The sequence below is a fragment of the Halocynthiibacter sp. SDUM655004 genome, assembly GCF_026015885.1.
Classification (GTDB): domain Bacteria; phylum Pseudomonadota; class Alphaproteobacteria; order Rhodobacterales; family Rhodobacteraceae; genus Falsihalocynthiibacter; species Falsihalocynthiibacter halioticoli.
The window spans coordinates 389,370-411,434 of the sequence record NZ_JAPDUG010000001.1; the positions used below are offsets into that span (position 1 = coordinate 389,370).

Genomic DNA, 22,065 nt, shown 5'->3' on the forward strand with positions numbered 1-22,065 from the left:
TACACCCTTCGATAGGAATGGTGCGCTGACCGTTGTGTTTACCTATGAATTGGGGCATATAGCAGGCGGCCCACCGGAAAAGACATATATAACCTGAGGAATCGACGCCGAATGACACGCGCTCGCAATGTAAAAATCGTGGCCACACTGGGGCCAGCATCCAACGACTACGATATGATCCGGGCGCTTTTCGAAGCTGGGGCCGATGTGTTCCGTTTGAACATGAGCCACGGTGACCACAGTGAAATTCGTGTCCGTCATGAAATTATCCGCAAGATCGAAGCCGACCTTGATCGTCCGATCGCGATTCTGGCGGACCTTCAGGGGCCAAAACTGCGCTGCGGTGTGTTTGCCAATGACGAGGGCGAAGAGCTTGAGGTGGGTCAGAAGTTCCGCTTTGACCTTGATAAAGCCGAAGGTGACTCCACGCGCGTTTGCCTCCCGCACAAAGAGATTTTTGACGCGCTCGAAGTTGGTGCGACCCTTCTGGTGAATGATGGTAAGATTCGTGTTCGCGTTGAGGAATGCGGCGCGGACTTCGCAAACTGTGTTGTTGAAGTTGGCGGCACAATCAGCAACCGCAAAGGCGTGAACGTTCCTGATGTTGTTCTGCCTCTCGCCGCACTTTCGGAAAAAGACCGCCGCGACCTTGAGTTTGTATGCGAACTCGGTGTGGATTGGTTGGCGCTGTCGTTTGTACAGCGCCCAGAGGACGTTGCCGAAGCTCGCGAATTGGCCAAAGGCCGCGCGGCTGTTCTCTCCAAAATTGAGAAGCCCGCAGCGGTGACTGCGTTTGACGATATTCTAGAGGTGTCCGACGGGATCATGGTTGCGCGCGGTGACCTTGGTGTTGAGCTTCCTGTTCAAAACGTGCCGCCGATTCAGAAACAGTTGATCCGCAAGTGTCGCCTTGCCGCGAAACCTGTGATCGTTGCGACGCAGATGCTCGAGAGCATGATCGATAGCCCCGTGCCTACACGCGCCGAGGTTTCAGATGTTGCGACAGCGATTTACGAAGGTGCGGACGCGATCATGCTGTCTGCTGAATCTGCTGCTGGTAGCTTCCCGATCGAAGCGGTCACAACCATGAACAACGTTGCGATTGAGGTCGAGAGTGACTCGACTTATCGCGATGTGATCGAAGCCAGCCGCAATTCCAAAGGCGTAACTGTTGCCGACGGTATCGTCGCTGCGGCGCGGGAAATCGCGGAAACAACAGACATCAAGGCGATCTGCTGCTTTACGCAATCTGGTACAACTGCGCTGCTCGTGGCGCGCGAGCGTCCGCGCGTTCCGATTATTGCGCTGTCTCCTGTGAAAGCAACGCTGCGCCGTCTTTGCCTGAGCTGGGGCACAAACTGTTATAATTCCGATGATGTTGAGCGCTTCAAGATGGCGGTTATTGGTGCGGCACGTGCAGCCTTGGATAGCGGTCACGCGACGAAGGACGACTTTATTGTTGTGACTGCCGGTGTGCCATTCAATGTACGCGGTACAACCAACATTCTGCGGGTTGCGCCTTGTGATGAACGCTTGATTCTGAACATCGATCCTGAATAATTGGTGTCGTAACTCATCCCAAAGGGGGACGTGTGGACGCTGATTTGTTCTTTGTAATTGGTTTAGGGGTAGGTGTTCTGACTGTTCCGCCGATCCTTGGTGCGATGTTTGATGGCCGGTCGCCGCGCACAGCGGCGATCATGGTGCTGATTTCCGGCGGAATGATTGCCTTGGCCTCAAGCCAGAAGCCAGGTGGATATACGATCAACGAAATCCCTGAAGTGGTTTCGCGCGTGGCGAATAAATACATAGGATAAGGCTTTTTGCTCTTGTCACTATGGGGTTTCCAGCCTATACGACGCGCTCTAATTGCACGACCGGCCCTGAGTGGCATGCCGAGTCGCGCTTAAACCGAACCCAGATAGGAGACGGAAATGCCCAAGATGAAGACAAAATCGAGCTGCAAAAAGCGGTTCAAAGTGACGGCTTCCGGCCGTGTTGTTGCGGGTCAGGCTGGCAAACGCCACGGCATGATCAAACGCACCAACAAATTCCTGCGCAACGCGCGCGGCACAACCACGCTCACCGCACCTGATGAGAAAATCATCAAGTCGATGATGCCCTATTCACGCTAAGGAGAGGTTGATATGTCCCGCGTTACTTCCGGTAAAGTCACTCACGCCCGTCACAAAAAAGTCGTCAAGGCCGCCAAAGGTTACTATGGCCGCCGCAAGAACCTGTTCCGTACTGCGGCGCAGGCTGTTGACAAGGCGAACCAATACGCCACACGCGACCGCAAGGCCCGCAAGCGCAATTTCCGTGCGCTCTGGATCCAGCGGATCAACGCTGCTGTGCGCGCACATGACGAATCCCTGACATACTCCCGCTTCATCAACGGCCTTTCGCTGGCTGGTATCGAAGTGGACCGTAAAGTGCTTGCTGATCTGGCCGTTCACGAGCCAGAAGCCTTTACAGCGATCGTAGAAAAAGCTCAGGCCGCACTCGCAGCCTAAGCGACTCGCTCGCGATACTCTAACAGAGTAGAAATTTTTGAAGCCGCGGGCCCCCGTAAGGGTCCGCGGCTTCTTGTGTTTAACCTCTGATGTGATAGCACAGCGGGGATTGAAAATAAGGGGCCGCGCATGGACGATCTAAGGCAGAAATATCTTGAGGCAGTTGCCTCTGTCACCGACGAGGCCGCACTTGAGGATGTGCGCCTTGCTGCTGTCGGTAAAAAGGGTGAAATCGCGCTGAAGATGCGGGAGTTGGGCAAGATGACGCCCGAAGAACGGCAAGTGGCCGGACCTGCGCTCAATGCGCTGAAAGACGAGATCAACTCGGCCCTCGCCGCCAAGAAAGAGGCGCTTGCGGATGCGGCCCTTGATGCGCGCCTAAGCGAAGAATGGCTTGACGTGACGCTGCCGGCGCGCGGTCGTCCGCAAGGTACGATCCATCCGGTGAGCCAAGTGACCGAAGAGGTCGTTGCGATCTTTGCCGACATGGGCTTTGCCGTGGCCGAAGGCCCCCAGATCGAGAATGATTTCTACAATTTCGACGCGCTGAACATCCCGCCGCACCACCCCGCGCGGCAAGAGTTTGACACGTTCTATATGCACCGCGACGAGGGCGACAATCGCCCGCCGCATGTCCTGCGTACGCATACCAGCCCTGTGCAAATCCGCGCGATGGAGAAAACCGGCGCGCCGATCCGCGTTATTGCTCCGGGTCGCGTGTACCGCAGCGATTACGACCAGACCCACACCCCCATGTTCCACCAGATCGAAGGCCTTGCCATCGGCAAGGATATCTCGATGGCGAACCTGAAGTGGGTGCTTGAGGAATTCTTCTCGGCGTTCTTTGAGATCGACGGAATCAAAACTCGTTTCCGCGCGAGCCACTTCCCCTTCACAGAGCCATCCGCCGAAGTTGATATCCAGTGCAGCTGGGTCGATGGGCAGTTGCGCATTGGCGAAGGTGACGGCTGGATGGAAGTGCTTGGCTCCGGCATGGTTCACCCCAAGGTTCTTGAAGCTGCGGGCGTTGATCCGGAAGCGTGGCAGGGCTTTGCCTTTGGTATGGGGATCGACCGGATTGCGATGTTGAAATACGGCATCCCTGATCTTCGGGCCTTCTTTGAGAGCGACCTGCGCTGGCTTCGCCATTACGGGTTCTCGGCTCTTGATATGCCAACACTGGCAGGGGGGCTTTCCCGATGACATCTGCACAAACACCAATTTGCTTCGCATCTAACGGGAGCGCACGCGCATGAAGTTCACACTATCTTGGTTGAAAACCCATCTGGACACTGACGCCTCATTGGATGACATCCTCTATGCGCTGACCGATCTTGGCCTTGAGGTCGAGGAGGTTCATAACCCTGCTGAGCGGCTCGGCGATTTCACGATTGCCAAGGTTCTGAGTGCGGAGAAACATCCCGAGGCTGACCGCCTCAAGGTTTGTAATGTTCTGACCGATGAAGGCGAAAAGCAGATCGTCTGCGGCGCACCAAACGCACGCGAAGGCATCACCGTCGTTCTGGCAAAGCCGGGCATGTATATCCCCGGACTCGATATCACCATTTCTGTTGGCAAAATCCGTGGCGTTGAAAGCCATGGTATGATGGCCAGTGAGCGCGAAATGGAGCTTTCTGACGAGCATGATGGCATCATCGAGCTTCCAAGCGGTGAGGTTGGCGACCGTTTCGTTGATTATCTGGCCGAGCATGATCCCGCCAAAGTCGATGCGATGATCGAAATCGCGATCACACCAAACCGCCCCGACGCGCTTGGTGTTCGTGGTATCGCCCGCGATCTTGCCGCGCGTGGATTGGGTAAGCTGAAGCCCGCGCCCGAAGCTAAGGTTGAAGGCACGTTCAAAAGCCCGATTTCCGTAACAATCGATGAAGACACCCGCACTGACGGCTGTGAAGTCTTTATGGGACGGTTGATCAAAGGCGTGAAGAACGGTCCAAGCCCCCAGTGGCTTCAGGATTGGCTGACTGCGATTGGCCTTCGCCCGATTTCCGCACTGGTCGATATCACCAACTTCTTCACATATGATCAGAACCGCCCGCTCCACGTTTTTGACGCCGATAAGGTGAAGGGCAACCTTCGTGTACATCGCACAAAGGGCGGCGAGACTCTCATGGCGCTGGACGAGAAGGAATATACCTTCGACGCCGGAATGGTTGTGATCTCTGATGATGAAGGTGTCGAAAGTATCGGCGGTATCATGGGTGGTCTTGAAACAGGCTGCACAGAGGAAACCGTAAATGTCTTCCTTGAGGCCGCGGTTTGGGATGTTGTGCAGATTGCCAAAACCGGACGTGCGCTCAAGATCAATTCCGACGCGCGCTACCGCAACGAGCGCGGCATTGATCCCGCATTCAATCCAGTCGCTATCGAACTGGCAACTCAGATGATCCTTGATCTCTGTGGCGGCGAGCCAAGCGAGGTTGTCGTCGCGGGCGAAGTGCCGGACACAAACCGCGCCTATAAGCTTGATACTGACCGTGTTCAAAGCCTCGTGGGAATGGACATTCCAGCTGATACACAGCGTGAGACGTTGACAGCGCTTGGCTTCGAGCTTGATGGTGACATGGCGAGCGTTCCAAGCTGGCGGCCCGATGTTCAGGGGTCTGCTGACCTTGTGGAAGAGGTGGCGCGGGTTGCTTCGCTTACGAAGCTTGAAGGCCGTCCAATGGCGCGTGCGAGTGTTGGTGTTCCCGGTCCAATCCTGACGCCAATGCAGAAGCGCGAAAGCATCGCGCGGCGTACCGTAGCTGCACTTGGCTACAACGAATGCGTCACCTACAGCTTTATCGACAAAGATACCGCAGAGCTTTTTGCGGGCGGGTCGGACGCAACGATGTTGGCCAACCCGATTTCGTCGGAAATGAGCCATATGCGCCCCGATCTGCTGGCAGGGTTGCTTCAGGCTGCTGCGCGGAACCAAGCGCGTGGCGTTGCTGATCTTGCGCTCTTCGAAGTTGGCCCTGCTTTCCATGGCGGCGAGCCGGAAGAGCAGCATATTCAGGTCGCGGGCCTTCTTGTGGGCGCGACTGGCCCAAAGGATGTTCATGGTGAGCGTCGTACAGTTGATCTGTTCGATGCAAAGGCCGATGCCGAGGCTGTTCTGGCGGCTATCGGAGCGCCTGCCAAGGCTCAAATCCTACGCGGCAAGAACGCGTGGTGGCATCCTGGCCGCAACGGTAATATCTGTCTTGGACCCAAGAAAATCCTCGCGAGTTTTGGTGAAGTTCATCCGAAAACGCTGGAGAAAATGGGCGTCAAAGGCGCGGCTGTTGCCTTTACTGTCTACCTTGAGGAAGCACCGTTTAAGCGCAAATCCAAGGCCACACGTGCCGCTCTAGGTGCAAGTGATCTTCAAGCAGTTGAGCGCGATTTCGCCTTTGTGGTTGATACAGGTGTTGAGGCCGCAAGCGTGGTAAATGCGGCCGCTGGTGTGGATAAGAACCTCATCACAAACGTGCACCTCTTTGATCAGTTCACCGGAGAGACTGCGGAGCGTCAGATGGGCGAGGGCAAGAAATCCCTTGCGATCACCGTACGTCTTCAGCCGAAGGACAAAACGCTCAAAGAGAAAGACATCGAAGAGGTCTCTGCCAAGATTATCGCCAAGGTCGAGAAGGCTACGGGCGGCACACTTCGCGGCTAAACTAACTTCGGAATGCGCGGCACGGCGTTGCGCATTCCGCCAATGAGGGGGAAATCCAAATGATGCTAAACGTTTACCTATCCGGCGAGATTCACACTGATTGGCGCGATGAGATTATTGCAGGCGCCGAAGGGCTTGGCGTGACATTCAGTGCGCCTGTTACGGATCATGACGCCAGCGATGATTGTGGCGTTGCGATTATGGGCGAAGAGCCCAACAAATTCTGGCATGACAACAAGGGCGCAAAGCTCAATGCCATCCGCACCCGCACAGCGATCGAAGCGGCAGACATTGTTGTTGTGCGCTTTGGCGAGAAATACCGCCAGTGGAACGCGGCCTTCGATGCGGGATATGCCGCAGCATTGGGGAAATCGCTGGTCGTGATGCATGGCCCAGACCACCAGCACGCCTTGAAAGAAGTGGATGCAGCCGCCCTCGCAGTAACAGAAACGCCAGAGCAGGTTGTACAGATCTTGCGGTACGTGCTTTCTGGTGAATTGCCGAAGTAAGTTAAGTGGGCAGTTTGCCCGCTTTTCGACACACCAAAGCTTCAGGCGACACAAGAAATATCGGACATCGAGAAAAGCGGCCGAGTAGCGGTAAAGGCTATTCGGCAGGCACACCAAATATGACGATCATGGCGCAAAGAATTGACAATGCCATGAACGCCAAAGCTTTGTGTTTTTCCTCTTTTTGTTTCCGCGCATGCTCCCACGCGACCATGCATTGCAATGCGTAGAACAGAGCAAAAGCACGGCTCGCGAGCGCGATGACGGCATTCACGTCCAGCGATACGAGAATTGCAATGCCAACGCCTGAGATCAGCACATAACCATGCCGTGGATCGACTTTACCTCCGGAAATCTGCTCGATTAAGCCGGCGTCACCAAGGCTGTCGGCAACAGACGCGCTGAATTGGCTGGCCACTGCTGCAGCTGTGAGACTGAGGGGAAGTACCACAGCCACCGCGCCAGAGACTGTGATAATTGCAGCCACTCCGCTTCCTTTTGCAAGTTCCGACATCAGCGGCGAGAGCAGTATGAAAAAGGCGATATAGATTATCCCAGACATAATTTGCGCGATGCGCATGGCCTTTTGCCGAGTCTCGGAATCAAATTCATCTCCCATAAAGCGGGTGGTTTCAAAACCCTGTACGACGATCAACAAGCCAAGCAAGACCGGCAGTGAGCTCGCCTCTAATCGGCCAGGTGGAGGCCGGACCGACTGTCCATCGCCAATCAAAAGAACGGCATATACGGCGAGCGCAACCAGCAAGCCGGCAATGACCGACAAATTCAGCGCCGTGGCATAACGCTCGATCGAGCTCACCTTTTCAGCGCCGCCCGTCCAGCCAAGAAAACCGATCAACGCCACCAAGCCGATAGCTATTCCGTTTGCCACAAGTTCGTTCTGCACGTTCATCGATTGCAGAATGAAATGGCCGAGCAATGAAAGGTAATAGGCAACTGATATGAAATAAGCGAATGCCAGCACGATGTGGCTTAGGCTCTCGATGGATTGGAGCGCCTTATCCTTGGCGCTTCCAAGTGCAGGTTCGACATTGCGAATGTTGTAGCGGATTGTCCACCCAACGAGCATGGCAACCGCGATCAGAAGCGCCATTGCGGGTGCTGCATAGCCGCCAAATTCCCGCGCAAGCAGCGGCGCAGATACCAAAAAACCGCTGCCGATGATCGAGGCAAGAGGGGTTACTGTTGCGCGCCAGAGAGCTGATTTGGTGAAAGGCGCAAATAGCAGTAAAGCAATACTTATTGCGACGGTAGCACCGAAAATGATGGACGTCATGCTGTTCCGTTCCCTGAAGAAATTCCCACTAGTATGCTTGATTTTCAGGATGCTACAAATGCTAACGTGTTACAGGCGTCGATTGTTTGAATGAAATTGCTATTTCGTTGGTTTGGGTGGCCGACATTGAGCAGCCGGCGCGATGTGCAATAGGTCGTGAACCAAAAAGGGGCAGGCCGTCGCCCACCCCCTTCGAATTTAACTCGCAGGTTGCTTCAGACCTGCTTGAACGGCTGGACGCGCGAGGAAGCGTTCAAGATATGCAGTGACATTCGGGAAATCGTCGATACCTATCAGGTCTCCCGCTTCGTAGAAATCGACAACAGTGCGCACCCATGGTGCAACGGCGATATCCGCGATGGAGTAGGTGCCGGTGATCCATTCTTTGCCTTCAAGCTGCGTGTTCAGCACGCCAAAGAGCCGTTTCGTTTCATCCACGTAGCGGTCACGGGGGCGTTTGTCTTCAAACTCTTTGCCCGCGAATTTATGGAAGAAACCGAGCTGTCCAAGCATCGGGCCAAAACCGCCAACCTGCCAGAAGAGCCATTGCAGCGTTTCATAGCGTGCGGCGCCTTCGCGGGGCAGGAGCTTACCTTCGGTATCGGCCTTGTCGGCCAGATAGGTCAGGATCGCTCCGGTTTCGAACAGTCCAACTGGCGCGCCGTCCGGACCCGCGGGGTCGATTATCGCGGGGATTTTGTTGTTTGGATTGAGCGATAGGAACTCGGGCGAAAACTGGTCATTAGTCGCAAAGCTGACCTGATGCGCGTCATAGGGCAATCCAAGTTCTTCGAGGAGGATTGAAACCTTTACGCCGTTTGGCGTTGGAAGGGAGTAAAGCTGAATATGCTCAGGATTCTTCGGGGCCCATTTATTGGTAATCGGAAATTCGTCTAGTGAAGATTTGATTGGTGTTTGAATTGTCATTTGTCTGCTCCTTTGTCGGACCATGGACATATGCACCACACGCGCGTTTAAAAGGGGCTTCCCCTATGCGTTTTTCTGCTATCCAATATGCGTATACGCACAGAGATTTGTGCGTGGTGGTATTTTGACAAAGTTACAAAAGAGGGACGCGCAAATGTTAAGTGAATTCAGGGATTTTATCGCCAAAGGCAACGTCATGGATATGGCGGTCGGTATCATTGTCGGGGCGGCGTTTACGGCGATCGTAAAGTCTATGGTGTCCGATCTGATAAACCCTTTTATCGGACTGTTCCTTGGCGGCGCGGATTTCACCAACAACTTCATTATTCTCTCTGGTGGCGAAGAGGGCGTCGTCTATACCAGCCTTGAAGCAGCGCGCGAAGCAGGGGCTGCGGTGTTTGCCTATGGCGCGTTCATCATGGCGTTGATTAACTTCCTGATTATCGCTTGGGTCGTGTTCTTGCTTGTGAAGAGCGTAAATCGCATCAAAGAACAAGCAGCGAAAGAAGAAGAGGCCGCCGAAGAAGCGCCCGCAGGACCGAGCGAGATTGATCTTCTCAAGGATATCCGAGATTCACTGGCCAAGAAGGCCTAGTCATTATCTTAAATAAGAAAAGGCCCGCCTGTGTTCGCGGGCCTTTTGTATTTTTAGGGTCACTTCAGGGCAAGTGAGGGAGCGATAACGTCCATCCCGAGTGCCTTGCCAACTGCATAATACGTAAGCTTGCCGGCATGGACGTTCAGCCCGTTCAGCAAGTTTGGATCGTCAGCGCAAGCTTGTTTCCAGCCTTTGTCTGCGAGGTTCAGCAGGAATGGCAAGGTTGCATTGCCAAGCGCGATTGTAGAAGTGCGCGCCACAGCGCCGGGCATGTTGGCCACGCAGTAGTGCATGATGCCATCCACATCGTAAATCGGGTCTTGGTGGGTTGTGGCACGGCTCGTCTCAAAGCACCCGCCTTGGTCAATCGCAACATCCACGATTGCCGCGCCTGGCTTCATTTCGGAGAGTTGCGCTTTGGTGATAAGTTTGGGGGCCGCGGCACCAGGGATCAAAACCGCGCCAATGACCATGTCGGCCTGAGCAACAAGCTCAATAGTGTTTCCTGCATTGGCGTAGCTGGTTTTGAAGGTGCGGCCGAACACATCGTCAAGATACCGCAAGCGCGCCAGCGAACGATCAAGAACGGTCACATCCGCTCCCATGCCTGCTGCGACACGTGCGGCATGGGTGCCAACAACGCCACCGCCGATCACAACGACCCGCGCAGGGCCAACGCCCGGCACGCCGCCCATCAAGACGCCACGCCCGCCGTTGGCTTTCTGCAAGGTCCAAGCGCCGACCTGCGGTGCGAGTTTGCCCGCAACCTCGGACATCGGCGCGAGCAGTGGCAACCCGCCGGCGTTATCTGTCACAGTTTCGTAAGCAATCGCGGTGCAGCCGCTTTTCAGGAGATCGAGCGTTTGATCGGGGTCAGGCGCGAGGTGCAAGTAGGTAAAGAGGAGTTGGCCTTCGCGCAGCATCTTGCGCTCGACGGCCTGTGGCTCTTTGACCTTCACGATCATGTCCGCTTTGGCAAATACGTCGCTTGCGGCGCCTTCGATTTTTGCACCTGCGTCGATGTAATCTTGGTCCGAAAAGCCAGAGCCGAATCCGGCATTCGTTTCAACGATCACATTATGCCCGTGGGCGATGGCCTCGCGGGCGGCGTTTGGCGTTAGGCCAACGCGAAATTCTTGTGGTTTGATCTCTTTCGGGCAACCGATAAGCATGGGATTTTCCTCCGTTATGGTTCCCATCTTGAACGCGATTCCGTGCAAATGCTTACGTTTCTATGGGGGGGTAGGGCTGGATATCTGGTGAAATATTCGGCAAAGTGAAAACTTCTTCGTAGAAATGTGCGTGAACATGAAAATTGATGAAATAGATCGACGAATTCTGGACGTTTTGCAGCGACAAGGCAGGATCACAAACTCTGAGCTTTCCGAGCGCGTTAACCTCTCGCCTTCGGCGTGTCATCGACGTGTTCAGAACCTCGAGGAGGAGGGCTATATTCGCGATTATGTCGCCCTGCTTGATCCGCGCAAGCTTGGGCGGCCAACGACAGTGTTTGTCGAGATTACGCTCTCCGGCCAAGCGGACGAGACATTAGACGCGTTCGAAAAGGCGGTTGCGCTTGTTCCTGATATTCTTGAATGCCACCTCATGGCCGGAACTGCTGATTATATGCTCAAGGTTGTTGCCCGAGATACAGAAGACTTCGCACAAATCCATCGGCGTTATCTCGCGCGGCTGCCTGGTGTGACGCAGATGCAGTCAAGCTTTGCGCTTCGGACTGTGTTTAAAACGACAGCCCTGCCTGTGTGAGTCCTGATTCAATCTGATCTGTGGTATAATAGCTGTTCCTGAACCCTAGAAGGGGACACGCAATGCCAAGTTTAGAAAGATTTGTAGAACAATGTAGAGACGCAGTACGCAGCGGCGACGGTCGCAAAGAAGTCACGGAGATTTTGCGCGAATATTTGGCCGATGTTGACGGCGTTATGAAGGAGCTCGGACCACCAGAGAAGGCCGGATTGATGCCCCTATTTAAAGCGGATGACCTGACCATCATCAACGTAGTCTGGCAACCTGGAATGACAATTCCGCCCCATAATCATGAAATGTGGGCCAATATCGGTATCTATTCGGGTCGAGAAGACAACATATTCTGGCGACGTATCAAAGATGATCCAGACGGTCATATCGAGGCTGCTGGCGCAACGGCCCTTTCGGCCGGTGAGGTAGCGCCACTCGGCAAAGACATCATTCATTCCGTCACTAATCCGATTCCACGCCTAACTGGTGCAATTCATGTGTATGGCGGAGATTTCTTTGAAGCGGAGCGGAGTGAATGGGACCCGGAAGCGCTGGAAGAACGCAAGCTCGATATCGAAGCCCTGAAAGCGCGTTTCGCTGACAATTGAGCCGTGACAAAACAAAACCCCCGAGGACTGGCCGCGGGGGTTTAGAGAAACGGGAAATCCCGTCTATTCGCTAAGTGCGATCCGTAAGAAGCCTAAAGGCCGTTCTCACGTTGCAATTTCTTGCGAGCGAGCTTGCGGGAGCGACGAATTGCTTCGGCTTTCTCGCGTGCTTTCTTCTCGGAGGGTTTTTCGAAATGTTGCTTGAGCTTCATCTCACGGAAAACGCCCTCACGCTGAAGTTTCTTTTTCAGCGCACGAAGTGCTTGATCGACGTTGTTATCACGAACAGAAACCTGCATGTGGTTTTCACCACCTTTCTAAGTTTGAGTTTGCATAAAGTTGCAGGAAGTGGCCGTATAGCAAGCAATCATCTAAATGTCTACTCATGGCAGTAACCGAATGAGGAGCCGAGCATGTCGGGTGAAACAACCGGATTAAAAGAGCAACTTCTGGCCGCAGCGATCCCGCATGTGGTGTTTGATGGCTGGAGCGAAGCAACCCTCGCAGAGGCCGCCAAAGACGCGGGTGTTGATCCGGCGGTTGCTAAGGAACTCTATCCCAACGCGGGTGTTGATCTGGCGGCGGCGTTTCACAAGGCGGGCGATCAGGAAATGTTGCGCCGTATTGCCGAGGCCGACATGGCCGAGCTGCGGTTTCGGGATAAGATCGCTTTCGCGGTAAGGCTTCGGATTGAAGCGGTTGAAGATAAAGATGCCGTGCGTAAAGGCTCTGCACTTTTTGCCTTGCCGCAAAATGCAGGAACGGGAAGCAAGCTTGTTTGGGGTACCTGCGATGCGATTTGGAACGCATTGGGCGATACATCAGATGATGTGAATTGGTACACAAAAAGAGCAACTCTTTCAGGTGTTTACGGCTCTACTGTTTTGTATTGGCTTGGTGATGATAGCCCCGACAGCGCGGCGACATGGGCGTTTCTGGATCGGCGGATCGAGAATGTTATGCAGTTTGAAAAGCTGAAAGCCAATGTGCGCAAGCACCCCGTTTTGAGCCGCCTTTGGGCAGGCCCGGCAGCGGTTTTGTCGGGTGTAAAAGCTCCAAGAAAAGCGCGTACGCAAGATTTGCCCGGCACATGGGCACCGCAGGATACAACAGAGTAGAGACAGAGCATGACACTGCCCAAGACGATGCGCGCGGTCGAGATTTCTGAGCATGGCGGCCCAGATAAATTGCGCCTTACCCAACGGCCCGTGCCTGTTCCAGACGCTGGCGATGTGGTGATCCGGCTTGCCTATGCAGGCGTGAACCGGCCTGACGCACTACAACGCGCGGGGCTTTACAATCCGCCGCCAACCGCCAGTGATTTGCCTGGTCTTGAGGGGGCCGGAGAAGTTGTCGCGGTGGGGGCAGGCGTTTCGGGAATCGCTGTGGGTGATTCTGTTTGCGCGCTTTTACCGGGGGGTGGATATGCCGAATATGTGGTGACCCCTGCGGCGCATTGCCTTCCTGTTCCTTCTGGATTGGGTCTGCGCGAGGCGGCTTGTTTGCCGGAAACTTTCTTCACTGTCTGGAGCAATGTGTTCATGCGCGGCGGCTTGCGAGCTGGAGAGCGGTTCTTGGTACATGGCGGCAGTTCGGGCATCGGCACAACCGCAATTCAGCTGGCCAATGTCTTTGGTGCGCGGGTGTTTGCAACTGCTGGAAATGCAGAGAAATGCGCGGCCTGTGAGAAACTCGGCGCGGAGCGGGCGATCAACTATCGTGACGAGGATTTCGTAGAGGTGATGCGCGGCGAGGGTGGCGCGGATTTGATCCTTGATATGGTTGGTGGCGACTATATCAACCGAAATATCAAATCACTGGCCGAGGACGGTCGCCTTGTTCAGATCGCCTTTTTGCAAGGCTTCAAAACCGAAGTGAACATGATGCCCGTGATGACGCGGCGGCTAACACTAACGGGAAGTACGCTGCGTCCGCAGAGCGATTTGGCCAAGGCGCGTATCGCAGAAGACCTTTGCAACAAGGTTTGGCCGCTATTGGAAAGCGGCCGAATTGCGCCTGTGATGGATTCGGAGTTTGCACTGGCGGAAGCCGAAAAGGCGCACGAACGAATGGAGAGTTCGGCCCATATCGGCAAAATTGTGCTGAAGATTGACGCTACCTAAGCGGGGCCATCAACGCGTCGTCTTGCGTGCAATCGCGAAGAACATCCATCCCGCAGGTCCGCGGCTCTAGGGTCTTGGTCAGGCAGATGCGCGCTTCCTGTATCTGCCCTGCTTTACAGGTGATTGTTATCATATCGGATGTGAGCTGGGGGTTGGCTTCAAGAAATGCCTCCTCAACAACGCGTGCGGGGAGCTTTACTGTGCGCGGCAATTTCCGCAGGACTTCGGGGCGGTTTATACTGTCATAAGCCTCTCTCGCCATTGAGAAATAGCTGTCCGAAGGCTTTCCCGCACAGGTGCCGTGCTTCTTCCACTGGTACCACGCAAGGCCGGAAGTCCCCATGATATCTGCCATTTTTGCTGTGTCTGCACGGCTTGGTGGGCGATGCGCGGTTTGGCAATACTGCGGCCAACCTTCTTCAAATTGCGGCCAAAGCCCGTGCAAAATCCAGCCGAGTTTTGTTTCCTCGTCCGCGCGCGGTTCGCATTGTGGGCTATCGCGGTCGTCTCCTTCACGTAGGCACCAATTTGGTGACCAACTCAGTGACAGGATATAGTAATGAAACTCGCCCGCTGCGTTACTGTCCGCCTTGGCTGTGTGTGCTGCTGGTATTATCCCGAACAGGAGCAGGATCAGGAGATTGCGCATTTACTCTTTCCTCTTCGCTTCAAGCGCACTATATACGGATCAAGTTCCCCGACAACGAGAGCCCGCCCGAATAAGGGTTGCCCATTTCAGGGCGTAGGGAAGGCGTGTTTTTCGGGAAGAGTATTGAAGGAGATGCATCATGGCCAAACCGATTATGGCGCGCGCAACAGCAGTCTGGCTTGTGGACAACACAACGCTGACGTTCAAGCAGGTTGCAGATTTCTGTGGCTTTCACGAGCTTGAGGTTCAGGGCATCGCCGATGGCGACGTGGCCGCAGGCGTGAAGGGCTTTGACCCGATCGCTAACAACCAGCTCACCGCAGAAGAAATTCAAAAGGGCGAAGCCGATCCGCTGCACAAACTGAAGCTCAAGGTTTATGCAGCCGCTGCTGGCGAGGAAAAGCGCCGTGGTCCGCGCTATACGCCGCTGTCCAAGCGTCAGGACCGTCCTGCGTCTATTCTTTGGCTGGTGAAGTTCCACCCAGAGCTTACAGACGGTCAGGTTTCCAAGCTTGTCGGTACAACCAAGCCAACAATTCAGGCAATTCGTGAGCGGACACACTGGAACATTGCAAACATCCAGCCGATCGACCCTGTTGCGCTTGGCCTATGTAAGCAAAGCGAGCTTGACCTTGCTGTTCAAAAGGCCGCCGCCAAACGCGCCAAAGAAGGCGACGTGATGTCGGATGATGAGCGCCGCAAGCTTGTCTCTACTGAGCAGAGCCTTGGTATGGAAGCCGAGCCACGTATTCCAACCGCGATTGAAGGTCTTGAGACTTTCAGCCTTTCTGGTGATCCACGCGAAGATGACGAGGCCGATGAAAAAGAAGAGAACCTGCCAGATGCAGATGCGTTCTTTAACCTGCCTGAAAGCGGCACGGACGACGAGCAGCCTTAATCAGGTTGCCAATGCAAAAGAATTGACCCCGTTCCATCTGGAGCGGGGTTTTTCTTTGGCTGGTGATCAGAATGATTTTCGTGCGTTCAGAGCGGCCTGAATAGTTCCGTCGTCAAGGTAATCCAATTCGCCGCCAATCGGCACGCCCTGCGCAAGTGAGGTAACAGTCACGTCGCCGAGTTGATCGGCGATATAATGCGCGGTTGTCTGGCCATCGATTGTGGCGTTGAGGGCAAGGATCACTTCGGTGATACCTTCGTCCGCAATCCGCGACACCAGCTTGGGAATGCGCAGTTCGTCCGGCCCTACCGCATCAAGGGCAGAGAGCGTTCCGCCAAGAACGTGATAACGCCCCGCAAATGCTTTGCCGCGCTCCATTGCCCAAAGGTCAGCCACATCCTCGACCACACAGATTTGACCGGTGGCGCGTTTGGGGCTTGTGCAGATGTCACAGATATCTTCGGTGCCGATATTGCCGCAGGTTACGCATTCGCGCGCGGTTTCGGAGACCGTTTGCAGCGCCTGGGCAAGCGGGGCCATCACAAGGCCACGCTTTTTGATCAAGTGTAGCACCGCACGTCGGGCCGAACGCGGCCCCAACCCTGGCAGTTTTGCCATGAGGTCGATCAGATGTTCGATGTCGCGGGTGCTGTTTTCTGTCACGGTTTAGAACGGCAGCTTCATATCGGCCGGAAGGCCAAGACCTTCGGTGAGTTTTGCCATTTCCTGCTGTGTCCGCTCTGCGGCTTTAACCTGAGCGTCTTTGATAGCGGCAAGGATCAGGTCTTCGACGACCTCTTTCTCGTTCGGGTCAAAGATTTGCGGGTTGATATCAAGGCCGGTGAGTTCGCCCTTCGCGGTTGCTGTTGCTTTGACAAGCCCCGCGCCGCTTTCGCCAGTGACAGTGATCGAAGCAAGGTCTTCTTGCATCTCGCCCATTTTGCTTTGCATGTCCTGCGCAGCTTTCATCATCTTGGCCATGTCGCCCATGCCGCCGAGACCTTTGAACATTGTATTTCTCCTTATTCCGTTGCCCCCGAGATAGGGGCCTGTGAGGCGGGGTGCAAGGCTATTGGTCCTCGAAAGGATCCCATTCGTCCTCAACTTCGGCCAGCGAAGATTCCGCCGCTTCTTTTGTGATTTCTTCGAGAGTACGGATCTTGGCGATCTCCGCACCAGGGAATTTGGTGAGCACCGCCTGAACCAGCGGGTGCGCCTCGGCCTTGGCTTTGGTTTCAAGCTCTTTGGCGTCGCGGACTTGCTCTATCGTCGGCGCGCCGCCTTCGTTCACCAATGTAACCGCCCAACGAACGCCCGTTAGTGCGCGAAGTTTTTGGCCGAGCCGTTGGGCAAGGTCTCGCGGTGCATCATCGGTTGGTTGGAACTCGATGCGGCCGGGAGAGTAATTCGCAAGCTGTATGTATTTCTCGATCTCGACCTTCAGCAATCCATCGCGGCTTGCACTGATAAGGTCCACGACCTTCCGGAAGCTGCCGTAATGCGCAAGTGCTGCTTCGGGCGAATTATCCGTAACTGCGCCGCCGCCTGCAATCATGCGGGTTTCGCTGCCCGCAGAGGAAGGCGAGACAGCTTGAGTTGCGCCAGCGTTGGTTGGTGCGCCATTCGAGATTGCGTGGCCGCCACCGCCACCGCCACCGCTGGGCGGGAAGCTTGGCGCATCATAGACCTGTTTCATCAATTCGCCGAATGTCGGTAGGTCTGCAACATGAGTCAGACGGATCACGGCCATTTCGGCGGCCATCATCGCGTTGGGCGCGGCGGAAACCTCTTCAAGTGCTTTCAAGAGCATCTGCCACATCCGCGTCATCACGCGCATGGGGAGCTTTTCGGCCATGGCCTGCCCTCGATTGCGCTCGTCCGGCCCGACGGTTGGGTCTTCGGCGGCTTCTGGGGTGATCTTAATCACGGAAACCCAATGAGTGATCTCCGCCAAATCGCGCAGAACGGCCATCGGATCGGCACCATCGGCGTATTGGCCTGATAGCTCCGCGAGGGCAGAGGCCGCATCACCGCGTACGATCATGTCAAAAAGATCAAGCACCCGTCCACGATCGGCAAGACCCAACATTGAGCGTACCTGATCGGCGGTGGTTTCACCTGCGCCATGCGCAATCGCCTGATCCAAAAGCGAGGTCGCATCCCGCACAGAGCCCTCGGAGGCGCGCGTGATAAGCGCGAGTGCGTCGTCGGAAATCTCGGCACCCTCTGATTTTGCTATTTTGCGCATCAGTGCGATCATCACTTCCGGTTCGATCCGGCGCAGGTCAAACCGCTGACAGCGAGACAGAACAGTTACCGGAACCTTGCGGATTTCGGTTGTCGCAAAGATGAATTTCACATGCTCTGGCGGCTCTTCGAGGGTCTTGAGGAGCGCGTTAAACGCACTCGTCGAGAGCATGTGCACCTCGTCGATGATATAGATTTTATAGCGGGCAGAAGCGGCGCGATAGGCGACGCTTTCGATGATTTCGCGAATGTCGTTGACGCCCGTGCGGCTGGCGGCGTCCATCTCCATCACGTCAACGTGGCGGCCTTCCATGATGGCAACGCAGTGCTCGCATTCGCCGCAAGGCTCTGTTGTCGGGCCGCTTGTGCCGTCCGGGCCGATACAGTTCATCCCTTTTGCAATAATCCGCGCGGTGGTGGTTTTCCCCGTGCCGCGAATACCGGTCATGATAAAGGCTTGCGCGATCCGGTCCGCTTCAAATGCGTTTTTGAGGGTGCGGACCATGGCGTCTTGGCCAACGAGATCGGCAAAGACTTCAGGGCGGTATTTCCGCGCCAGAACCTGATATTTACTGCCGCTTTGCTGACTGGCTTCGCTGTCGCTCATGGAACCCCCGTTTGTGTCGAATGCAGGTTAAAGGGGTGGCCGTTGAACGTCCAGCGCCGTGATGGAAATTTGTTTACAGCAGGCGGATTGGCCTCCGCGTATTCCATCGGAGGCCATAGGCGAAAAGACGTTAATCGCCGCGGTATTTGCGGTGTTTAACTTTCTTCACGTCTTTGACCATGCGCGCAAAGTCTTTGCCGCGCTTGCGGGATTGGGCGATTGTTTCGCTTTGATGGGCATCCTCTCGCTGTAGCTTGCGCCAACGCTCCAGCCGATCCGCGTCAAGTTCACCACGTTCAATCGCCGCCCGCACCGCGCATCCCGGCTCGCTTTCATGAGCGCAATCGCGGAACTTGCAGTTCTCTGCAAACTCAAGCACATCCTGAAAAACTGCGTTGATGCCATCTGCGGCTTCGAACAAACCGAACTCCCGCATGCCTGGTGTGTCCACCAGCCAGCCACCGCCATCAATGCGATGCAGCGACCGCGCCGTTGTGGTGTGGCGGCCTTTGGCGTCATCCTCGCGGATGTCGGAGGTTGCTTCACTTGTGCCTGCAATGCCGTTGGTGATCGTGGTTTTGCCCACACCCGAAGAGCCAAGAAGGGCAATGGTTTCTTTTGGGCCACACCAACTCATTAACCGTTCTAGGTCGGCGGGGTCTTTGGCATTGATAGGGATCGCAACTTGGCCAAGAGAGAGCTTCTCGGCGCGGCGCACATAATCTGCGCCGTTGTCATCCGTTTGATCCGCCTTCGTGATGACGATGATCGGGGTCGCGTTGGCTTCGAACGCCATCGAAATGAACCGCTCAAGACGCGCTTCGTTGAAATCCGCGTTGCAGGACGTGACGATGAACAGCGTATCGACATTGGCCGCCACAAGCTGTTCGCGCAATTCGGGCCCTGCGGCGCGGCGTGATAAGTGTGATTTGCGATCAAGTACACGGATGATGCGATCCGCATCCGCTTCGACGAGTATCCAGTCCCCCACGGCAACATCGCCGGAGGTGATCTGTGCGGAAAAGACGATGAAATGTGCGCCGTCAGCATCAAGTGCCGTTAGGCTACTGCGGTGTACTTCGGATACGCGCATGGGGCGCGCGCCCGCGTCTTCGTCGGTGAGTTGCGATTGGAAATGATGCGACCATCCAAGATCGGAGAGAGTGTTTTCTTCAGACATTTTGAATCCCGTTTCGGGCAGTTGCTTTACTATAACGGCAACCGCTCACGAAGTGTGAGGTAAAGATTGGGGAAAAGCGGCGGCCCCGCGTCAGCGCGCGAAGGCCCGGAGGCATGTAACACTCATGAAAAATGGCCTCCTTCTGAAAGTTGCTCATGTCTGAACTTAGGTGAGAGATTGGACATCGACCCAAACGGTACTCGTTACGGCTGCTTCCTTCCGGACCTGACCGAGTTGGCGAGGCGTTCGCCCGCGCCAACCTCTCGACCCACCAGATAGTCCGAGTCGCGACGTTATTCAAGCCCTGTCGGTGGTCGGAAAAAGGGCGGCTTGCGCGCCGCCCTTTGCATTTTTCGTTTGAATTAAGCTTCAGAGCGTGATGCGGAAGCGTGCAAAACCGTCTGGTCCGTCGCCTGCGGCCTCAATGTTCAGCGTGGTCAGATCATCGAGGTAGTCTTTGGCCTTTGGTCCGGTATCAAAGAGTACGCTGGTGTCGGCGAGTGGTTTGAACGACCAGTTGCCATCGGCGGAAGGGTTGATCGTTCCCTGTTCGACGATATAGCGCACGATGACGTCGCGGTTGGTGTCTGGCCCTTCGAACACGATGGTGTCGCCCTTCGCTCCAGGGAAATCACCGCCGCCGCTTGCGCGGTAGTTGTTGGTGGCGATGATGAACTCCTGATCTGGCGTGACAGGTGCGCCATCATATGAGAGGTCAACGATGCGGTTCGCATCTGGCGCTTCAAGCTCGCCTTTCGGGCCGTATTTCGATGGCTGCGACAGGTCAATCTGATAGCTCACACCGTCGATCACATCGAAGTTGTAGCTCGGGAACTCGGGGTTGAGCAGAACCTGATCCGCCTTGCCAGCCTCGACTTGGTTGAACATTCCCGCAGAGCGCTCGAGCCAGTCTTTGAGTTGCGCGCCCGTTACCCGAACCGCGCGGGCGGTATTCGGATAGAGATACAGGTCGGCCACGTTTTTGATTGCAACGTCGCCAGCGGGAACGTCGGTGTAATACTCTGGCCCGCCGCGACCACCCGCTTTGAATGGAGCGGCAGCCGAAAGTACCGGAAGCCCTTCGTGCTCGGTGCCCTTCAGCATCTCTTCGATATACCATTTCTGGGCAATAGAGACGATCTGAACCGAAGGGTCATCCGCCACTAGCGCGAAATAGCTGTGAAGCGGTGCGCTGGTTTTACCAACCGCACGACGAACATAGGCGAGGGTCTCTTCGTGGTCCTTGGCAACAGAGGCCAGCACGAAATCCTGACTTTCCACAAGCGGGGTGATTGAGCGGTCTTCGTTGCGTTTGGAAATCGGGCGGGCTTCGCTCGCGCTGGCCGCGACTTTCCACTCGCCGCCCGAATTTTCGAGCATGAGGTCAATTACGCCAAGGTGGCTTCCCCAGAAGCCGCCCATTGCTGCGGGCTTGCCATGAATAGTGCCCTTTTCGGCGTCGACACCTGCAAACCCTTCATAGCGCGAGCTGGGGAATACAAGGTGGCTGTGGCCGGTCATGATCGCGTCGATTCCCTCGACTTGGGCCAGCGGCACGGATGCGTTTTCCATAAGTTCGGTTTCATCTGCAGACCCGATGCCGGAATGGCTCAGCGCGATGATAATGTCGGCTCCAGCCTCTTTCATTTCCGGCACATAGGCGCGAGCAGCTTCGAGGATGTCGCGGGTCGAGACATTGCCCTCTAGATGACGGCGATCCCAGTTCATGATTTGAGGTGGCACAAAGCCGATCATACCGATCTTGATCGAATGCTCCGCGCCTGCGCCGTCTGTCACCATGCGGTCAAGGATCACGTAAGGCTTGAGCAGCGTTTTATCCTCGCGCGGAGAAGCGCCACGCTCTGTTACCACATTGGCCGACACAATCGGGAAGTTCGCCCCCGCTAGAGATTTCATCAGGAAATCAAGGCCGTAGTTGAATTCGTGGTTGCCAAGCGTAGAGGCATCAAAGCCAACTGCATTCATCGCCGCGATAACGGGGTGCATATCTCCTTCGGCCATGCCGCGTTCATATGCGATGTAATCGCCCATCGGGTTACCTTGTAGGAAATCTCCGTTGTCGAGCAGGATCGAGTTTGTTGCCTCGTTCCTGATATCCACGATGTGTGCGGCCGTACGGGCAAGGCCAACTGTATCTATCGGTTTGTCCGAATAGTAATCGTATGGGTACACATGAACATGCAGGTCAGTCGTTTCCATAATCCGCAAATGCGCTTGATTTGACGCTGCATGTACGGAGTAGGGATGGAGTGTAAGCACTGTTGTTCCTGCGGCGGCGCCAGCGAGAAAATGACGCCGGCTAAGGGGTGTTTGTTTTGTGTATGTCATGAAAATTCTCCCGAAATGTGGACTTCAAATATCGGGTGAGCATGACACGGAAATAACAATTCTCAAAATTGGGCGACTACCGCAATCAACTTTAAGTTGTGCATACGCTATTTTGTTCAACTATGATTATTCTGCAAC

At 55.3% G+C, this 22,065-nt stretch carries 23 protein-coding genes and 1 other RNA gene; 13 read left to right on the forward strand and 11 right to left on the reverse strand.

The window, feature by feature from the left end; genetic code table 11:
• The first annotated feature begins 111 nt into the window (after window positions 1-111).
• From pyk to N9C89_RS01975, 7 genes are all read left to right on the forward strand, one after another.
• Window positions 112-1,560, forward strand: coding sequence for a pyruvate kinase (gene pyk / locus N9C89_RS01945; RefSeq protein WP_263952147.1), 1,449 nt, complete (start codon window positions 112-114; stop codon window positions 1,558-1,560).
• A 32-nt stretch (window positions 1,561-1,592) separates the two neighbouring features.
• Window positions 1,593-1,817, forward strand: a complete 225-nt coding sequence (locus tag N9C89_RS01950; RefSeq protein WP_263952148.1) for a hypothetical protein — start codon at window positions 1,593-1,595, stop codon at window positions 1,815-1,817.
• A 117-nt stretch (window positions 1,818-1,934) separates the two neighbouring features.
• Window positions 1,935-2,135, forward strand: a complete 201-nt coding sequence (gene rpmI / locus N9C89_RS01955; RefSeq protein WP_263952149.1) for a 50S ribosomal protein L35 — start codon at window positions 1,935-1,937, stop codon at window positions 2,133-2,135.
• 12 nt (window positions 2,136-2,147) lie between these two features.
• Window positions 2,148-2,513 (forward strand): 50S ribosomal protein L20, encoded by a 366-nt coding sequence (gene rplT / locus N9C89_RS01960; RefSeq protein ID WP_263952150.1) that lies wholly within the window; start codon window positions 2,148-2,150, stop codon window positions 2,511-2,513.
• 129 nt (window positions 2,514-2,642) lie between these two features.
• Window positions 2,643-3,716 (forward strand): phenylalanine--tRNA ligase subunit alpha, encoded by a 1,074-nt coding sequence (gene pheS / locus N9C89_RS01965; protein WP_263952151.1) that lies wholly within the window; start codon window positions 2,643-2,645, stop codon window positions 3,714-3,716.
• A 49-nt stretch (window positions 3,717-3,765) separates the two neighbouring features.
• Window positions 3,766-6,177: a phenylalanine--tRNA ligase subunit beta gene (gene pheT, locus N9C89_RS01970; protein WP_263952152.1), complete on the forward strand. Its 2,412-nt coding sequence runs from the start codon at window positions 3,766-3,768 to the stop codon at window positions 6,175-6,177.
• Window positions 6,178-6,236: 59 nt separating this feature from the next.
• Window positions 6,237-6,686, forward strand: coding sequence for a YtoQ family protein (locus tag N9C89_RS01975; RefSeq protein ID WP_263952153.1), 450 nt, complete (start codon window positions 6,237-6,239; stop codon window positions 6,684-6,686).
• A gap of 97 nt (window positions 6,687-6,783) precedes the next feature.
• Here the strand turns inward: N9C89_RS01975 and N9C89_RS01980 are convergent, their stop codons facing one another.
• On the reverse strand, window positions 6,784-7,983 hold the full coding sequence (locus tag N9C89_RS01980) for a hypothetical protein (RefSeq protein WP_263952154.1): 1,200 nt from the start codon (window positions 7,981-7,983) through the stop codon (window positions 6,784-6,786).
• A gap of 198 nt (window positions 7,984-8,181) precedes the next feature.
• The gene (locus N9C89_RS01985; RefSeq protein ID WP_263952156.1) at window positions 8,182-8,910 is read right to left on the reverse strand and encodes a glutathione S-transferase N-terminal domain-containing protein; all 729 of its coding nucleotides are present in this window, start codon (window positions 8,908-8,910) and stop codon (window positions 8,182-8,184) included.
• Window positions 8,911-9,064: 154 nt separating this feature from the next.
• On the opposite strand from N9C89_RS01985, the gene mscL reads away from it, so the two are divergent.
• A complete protein-coding gene (gene mscL / locus N9C89_RS01990; protein ID WP_263952157.1) occupies window positions 9,065-9,505 on the forward strand; it encodes a large conductance mechanosensitive channel protein MscL in 441 nt (146 codons plus the stop codon).
• 59 nt (window positions 9,506-9,564) lie between these two features.
• Here mscL and ald read toward each other — a convergent pair whose 3' ends face one another.
• Entirely contained in the window at window positions 9,565-10,680 is a 1,116-nt protein-coding gene (gene ald / locus N9C89_RS01995; protein ID WP_263952158.1) for an alanine dehydrogenase, read from the reverse strand.
• A 136-nt stretch (window positions 10,681-10,816) separates the two neighbouring features.
• Here ald and N9C89_RS02000 point away from each other — a divergent pair, with 136 nt between their 5' ends.
• Both N9C89_RS02000 and N9C89_RS02005 read left to right on the forward strand, forming a co-directional pair.
• On the forward strand, window positions 10,817-11,275 hold the full coding sequence (locus N9C89_RS02000) for an Lrp/AsnC family transcriptional regulator (protein ID WP_263952159.1): 459 nt from the start codon (window positions 10,817-10,819) through the stop codon (window positions 11,273-11,275).
• 62 nt (window positions 11,276-11,337) lie between these two features.
• Window positions 11,338-11,874: a hypothetical protein gene (locus tag N9C89_RS02005; protein ID WP_263952160.1), complete on the forward strand. Its 537-nt coding sequence runs from the start codon at window positions 11,338-11,340 to the stop codon at window positions 11,872-11,874.
• A gap of 92 nt (window positions 11,875-11,966) precedes the next feature.
• Here the strand turns inward: N9C89_RS02005 and rpsU are convergent, their stop codons facing one another.
• A complete protein-coding gene (gene rpsU / locus N9C89_RS02010) occupies window positions 11,967-12,173 on the reverse strand; it encodes a 30S ribosomal protein S21 (RefSeq protein WP_263952161.1) in 207 nt (68 codons plus the stop codon).
• 114 nt (window positions 12,174-12,287) lie between these two features.
• Here rpsU and N9C89_RS02015 point away from each other — a divergent pair, with 114 nt between their 5' ends.
• Both N9C89_RS02015 and N9C89_RS02020 read left to right on the forward strand, forming a co-directional pair.
• Entirely contained in the window at window positions 12,288-12,992 is a 705-nt protein-coding gene (locus N9C89_RS02015) for a COQ9 family protein (RefSeq protein ID WP_263952162.1), read from the forward strand.
• A 15-nt stretch (window positions 12,993-13,007) separates the two neighbouring features.
• Window positions 13,008-13,997, forward strand: coding sequence for an NAD(P)H-quinone oxidoreductase (locus N9C89_RS02020; protein WP_263953262.1), 990 nt, complete (start codon window positions 13,008-13,010; stop codon window positions 13,995-13,997).
• Here N9C89_RS02020 and N9C89_RS02025 read toward each other — a convergent pair.
• Complete coding sequence (locus N9C89_RS02025) at window positions 13,990-14,646, reverse strand: ribonuclease T2 (RefSeq protein WP_263952163.1); 657 nt, start codon at window positions 14,644-14,646, stop codon at window positions 13,990-13,992. The genes N9C89_RS02020 and N9C89_RS02025 overlap by 8 nt on opposite strands.
• A gap of 139 nt (window positions 14,647-14,785) precedes the next feature.
• Between N9C89_RS02025 and N9C89_RS02030 the strand changes: the two genes are divergently transcribed.
• Window positions 14,786-15,544 carry a DUF1013 domain-containing protein gene (locus N9C89_RS02030; protein WP_263952164.1) on the forward strand — a complete coding sequence of 253 codons (759 nt, stop codon included), beginning with the start codon at window positions 14,786-14,788 and terminating at the stop codon, window positions 15,542-15,544.
• 66 nt (window positions 15,545-15,610) lie between these two features.
• Here the strand turns inward: N9C89_RS02030 and recR are convergent, their stop codons facing one another.
• The 6 genes from recR to N9C89_RS02060 all read right to left on the reverse strand — a co-directional run bounded on the left by recR (window position 15,611) and on the right by N9C89_RS02060 (window position 21,927).
• Entirely contained in the window at window positions 15,611-16,207 is a 597-nt protein-coding gene (gene recR / locus N9C89_RS02035; protein ID WP_263952165.1) for a recombination mediator RecR, read from the reverse strand.
• A 3-nt stretch (window positions 16,208-16,210) separates the two neighbouring features.
• The gene (locus N9C89_RS02040; protein ID WP_263952166.1) at window positions 16,211-16,555 is read right to left on the reverse strand and encodes a YbaB/EbfC family nucleoid-associated protein; all 345 of its coding nucleotides are present in this window, start codon (window positions 16,553-16,555) and stop codon (window positions 16,211-16,213) included.
• Window positions 16,556-16,613: 58 nt separating this feature from the next.
• Window positions 16,614-18,398 carry a DNA polymerase III subunit gamma/tau gene (locus N9C89_RS02045; protein WP_263952167.1) on the reverse strand — a complete coding sequence of 595 codons (1,785 nt, stop codon included), beginning with the start codon at window positions 18,396-18,398 and terminating at the stop codon, window positions 16,614-16,616.
• A gap of 130 nt (window positions 18,399-18,528) precedes the next feature.
• Window positions 18,529-19,578, reverse strand: a complete 1,050-nt coding sequence (gene rsgA, locus N9C89_RS02050; protein WP_263952168.1) for a ribosome small subunit-dependent GTPase A — start codon at window positions 19,576-19,578, stop codon at window positions 18,529-18,531.
• A 167-nt stretch (window positions 19,579-19,745) separates the two neighbouring features.
• Window positions 19,746-19,844: signal recognition particle sRNA small type (gene ffs, locus N9C89_RS02055), an RNA gene on the reverse strand.
• A 103-nt stretch (window positions 19,845-19,947) separates the two neighbouring features.
• Entirely contained in the window at window positions 19,948-21,927 is a 1,980-nt protein-coding gene (locus N9C89_RS02060) for a bifunctional 2',3'-cyclic-nucleotide 2'-phosphodiesterase/3'-nucleotidase (protein ID WP_263952169.1), read from the reverse strand.
• Between the last annotated feature and the right edge of the window lie 138 nt (window positions 21,928-22,065).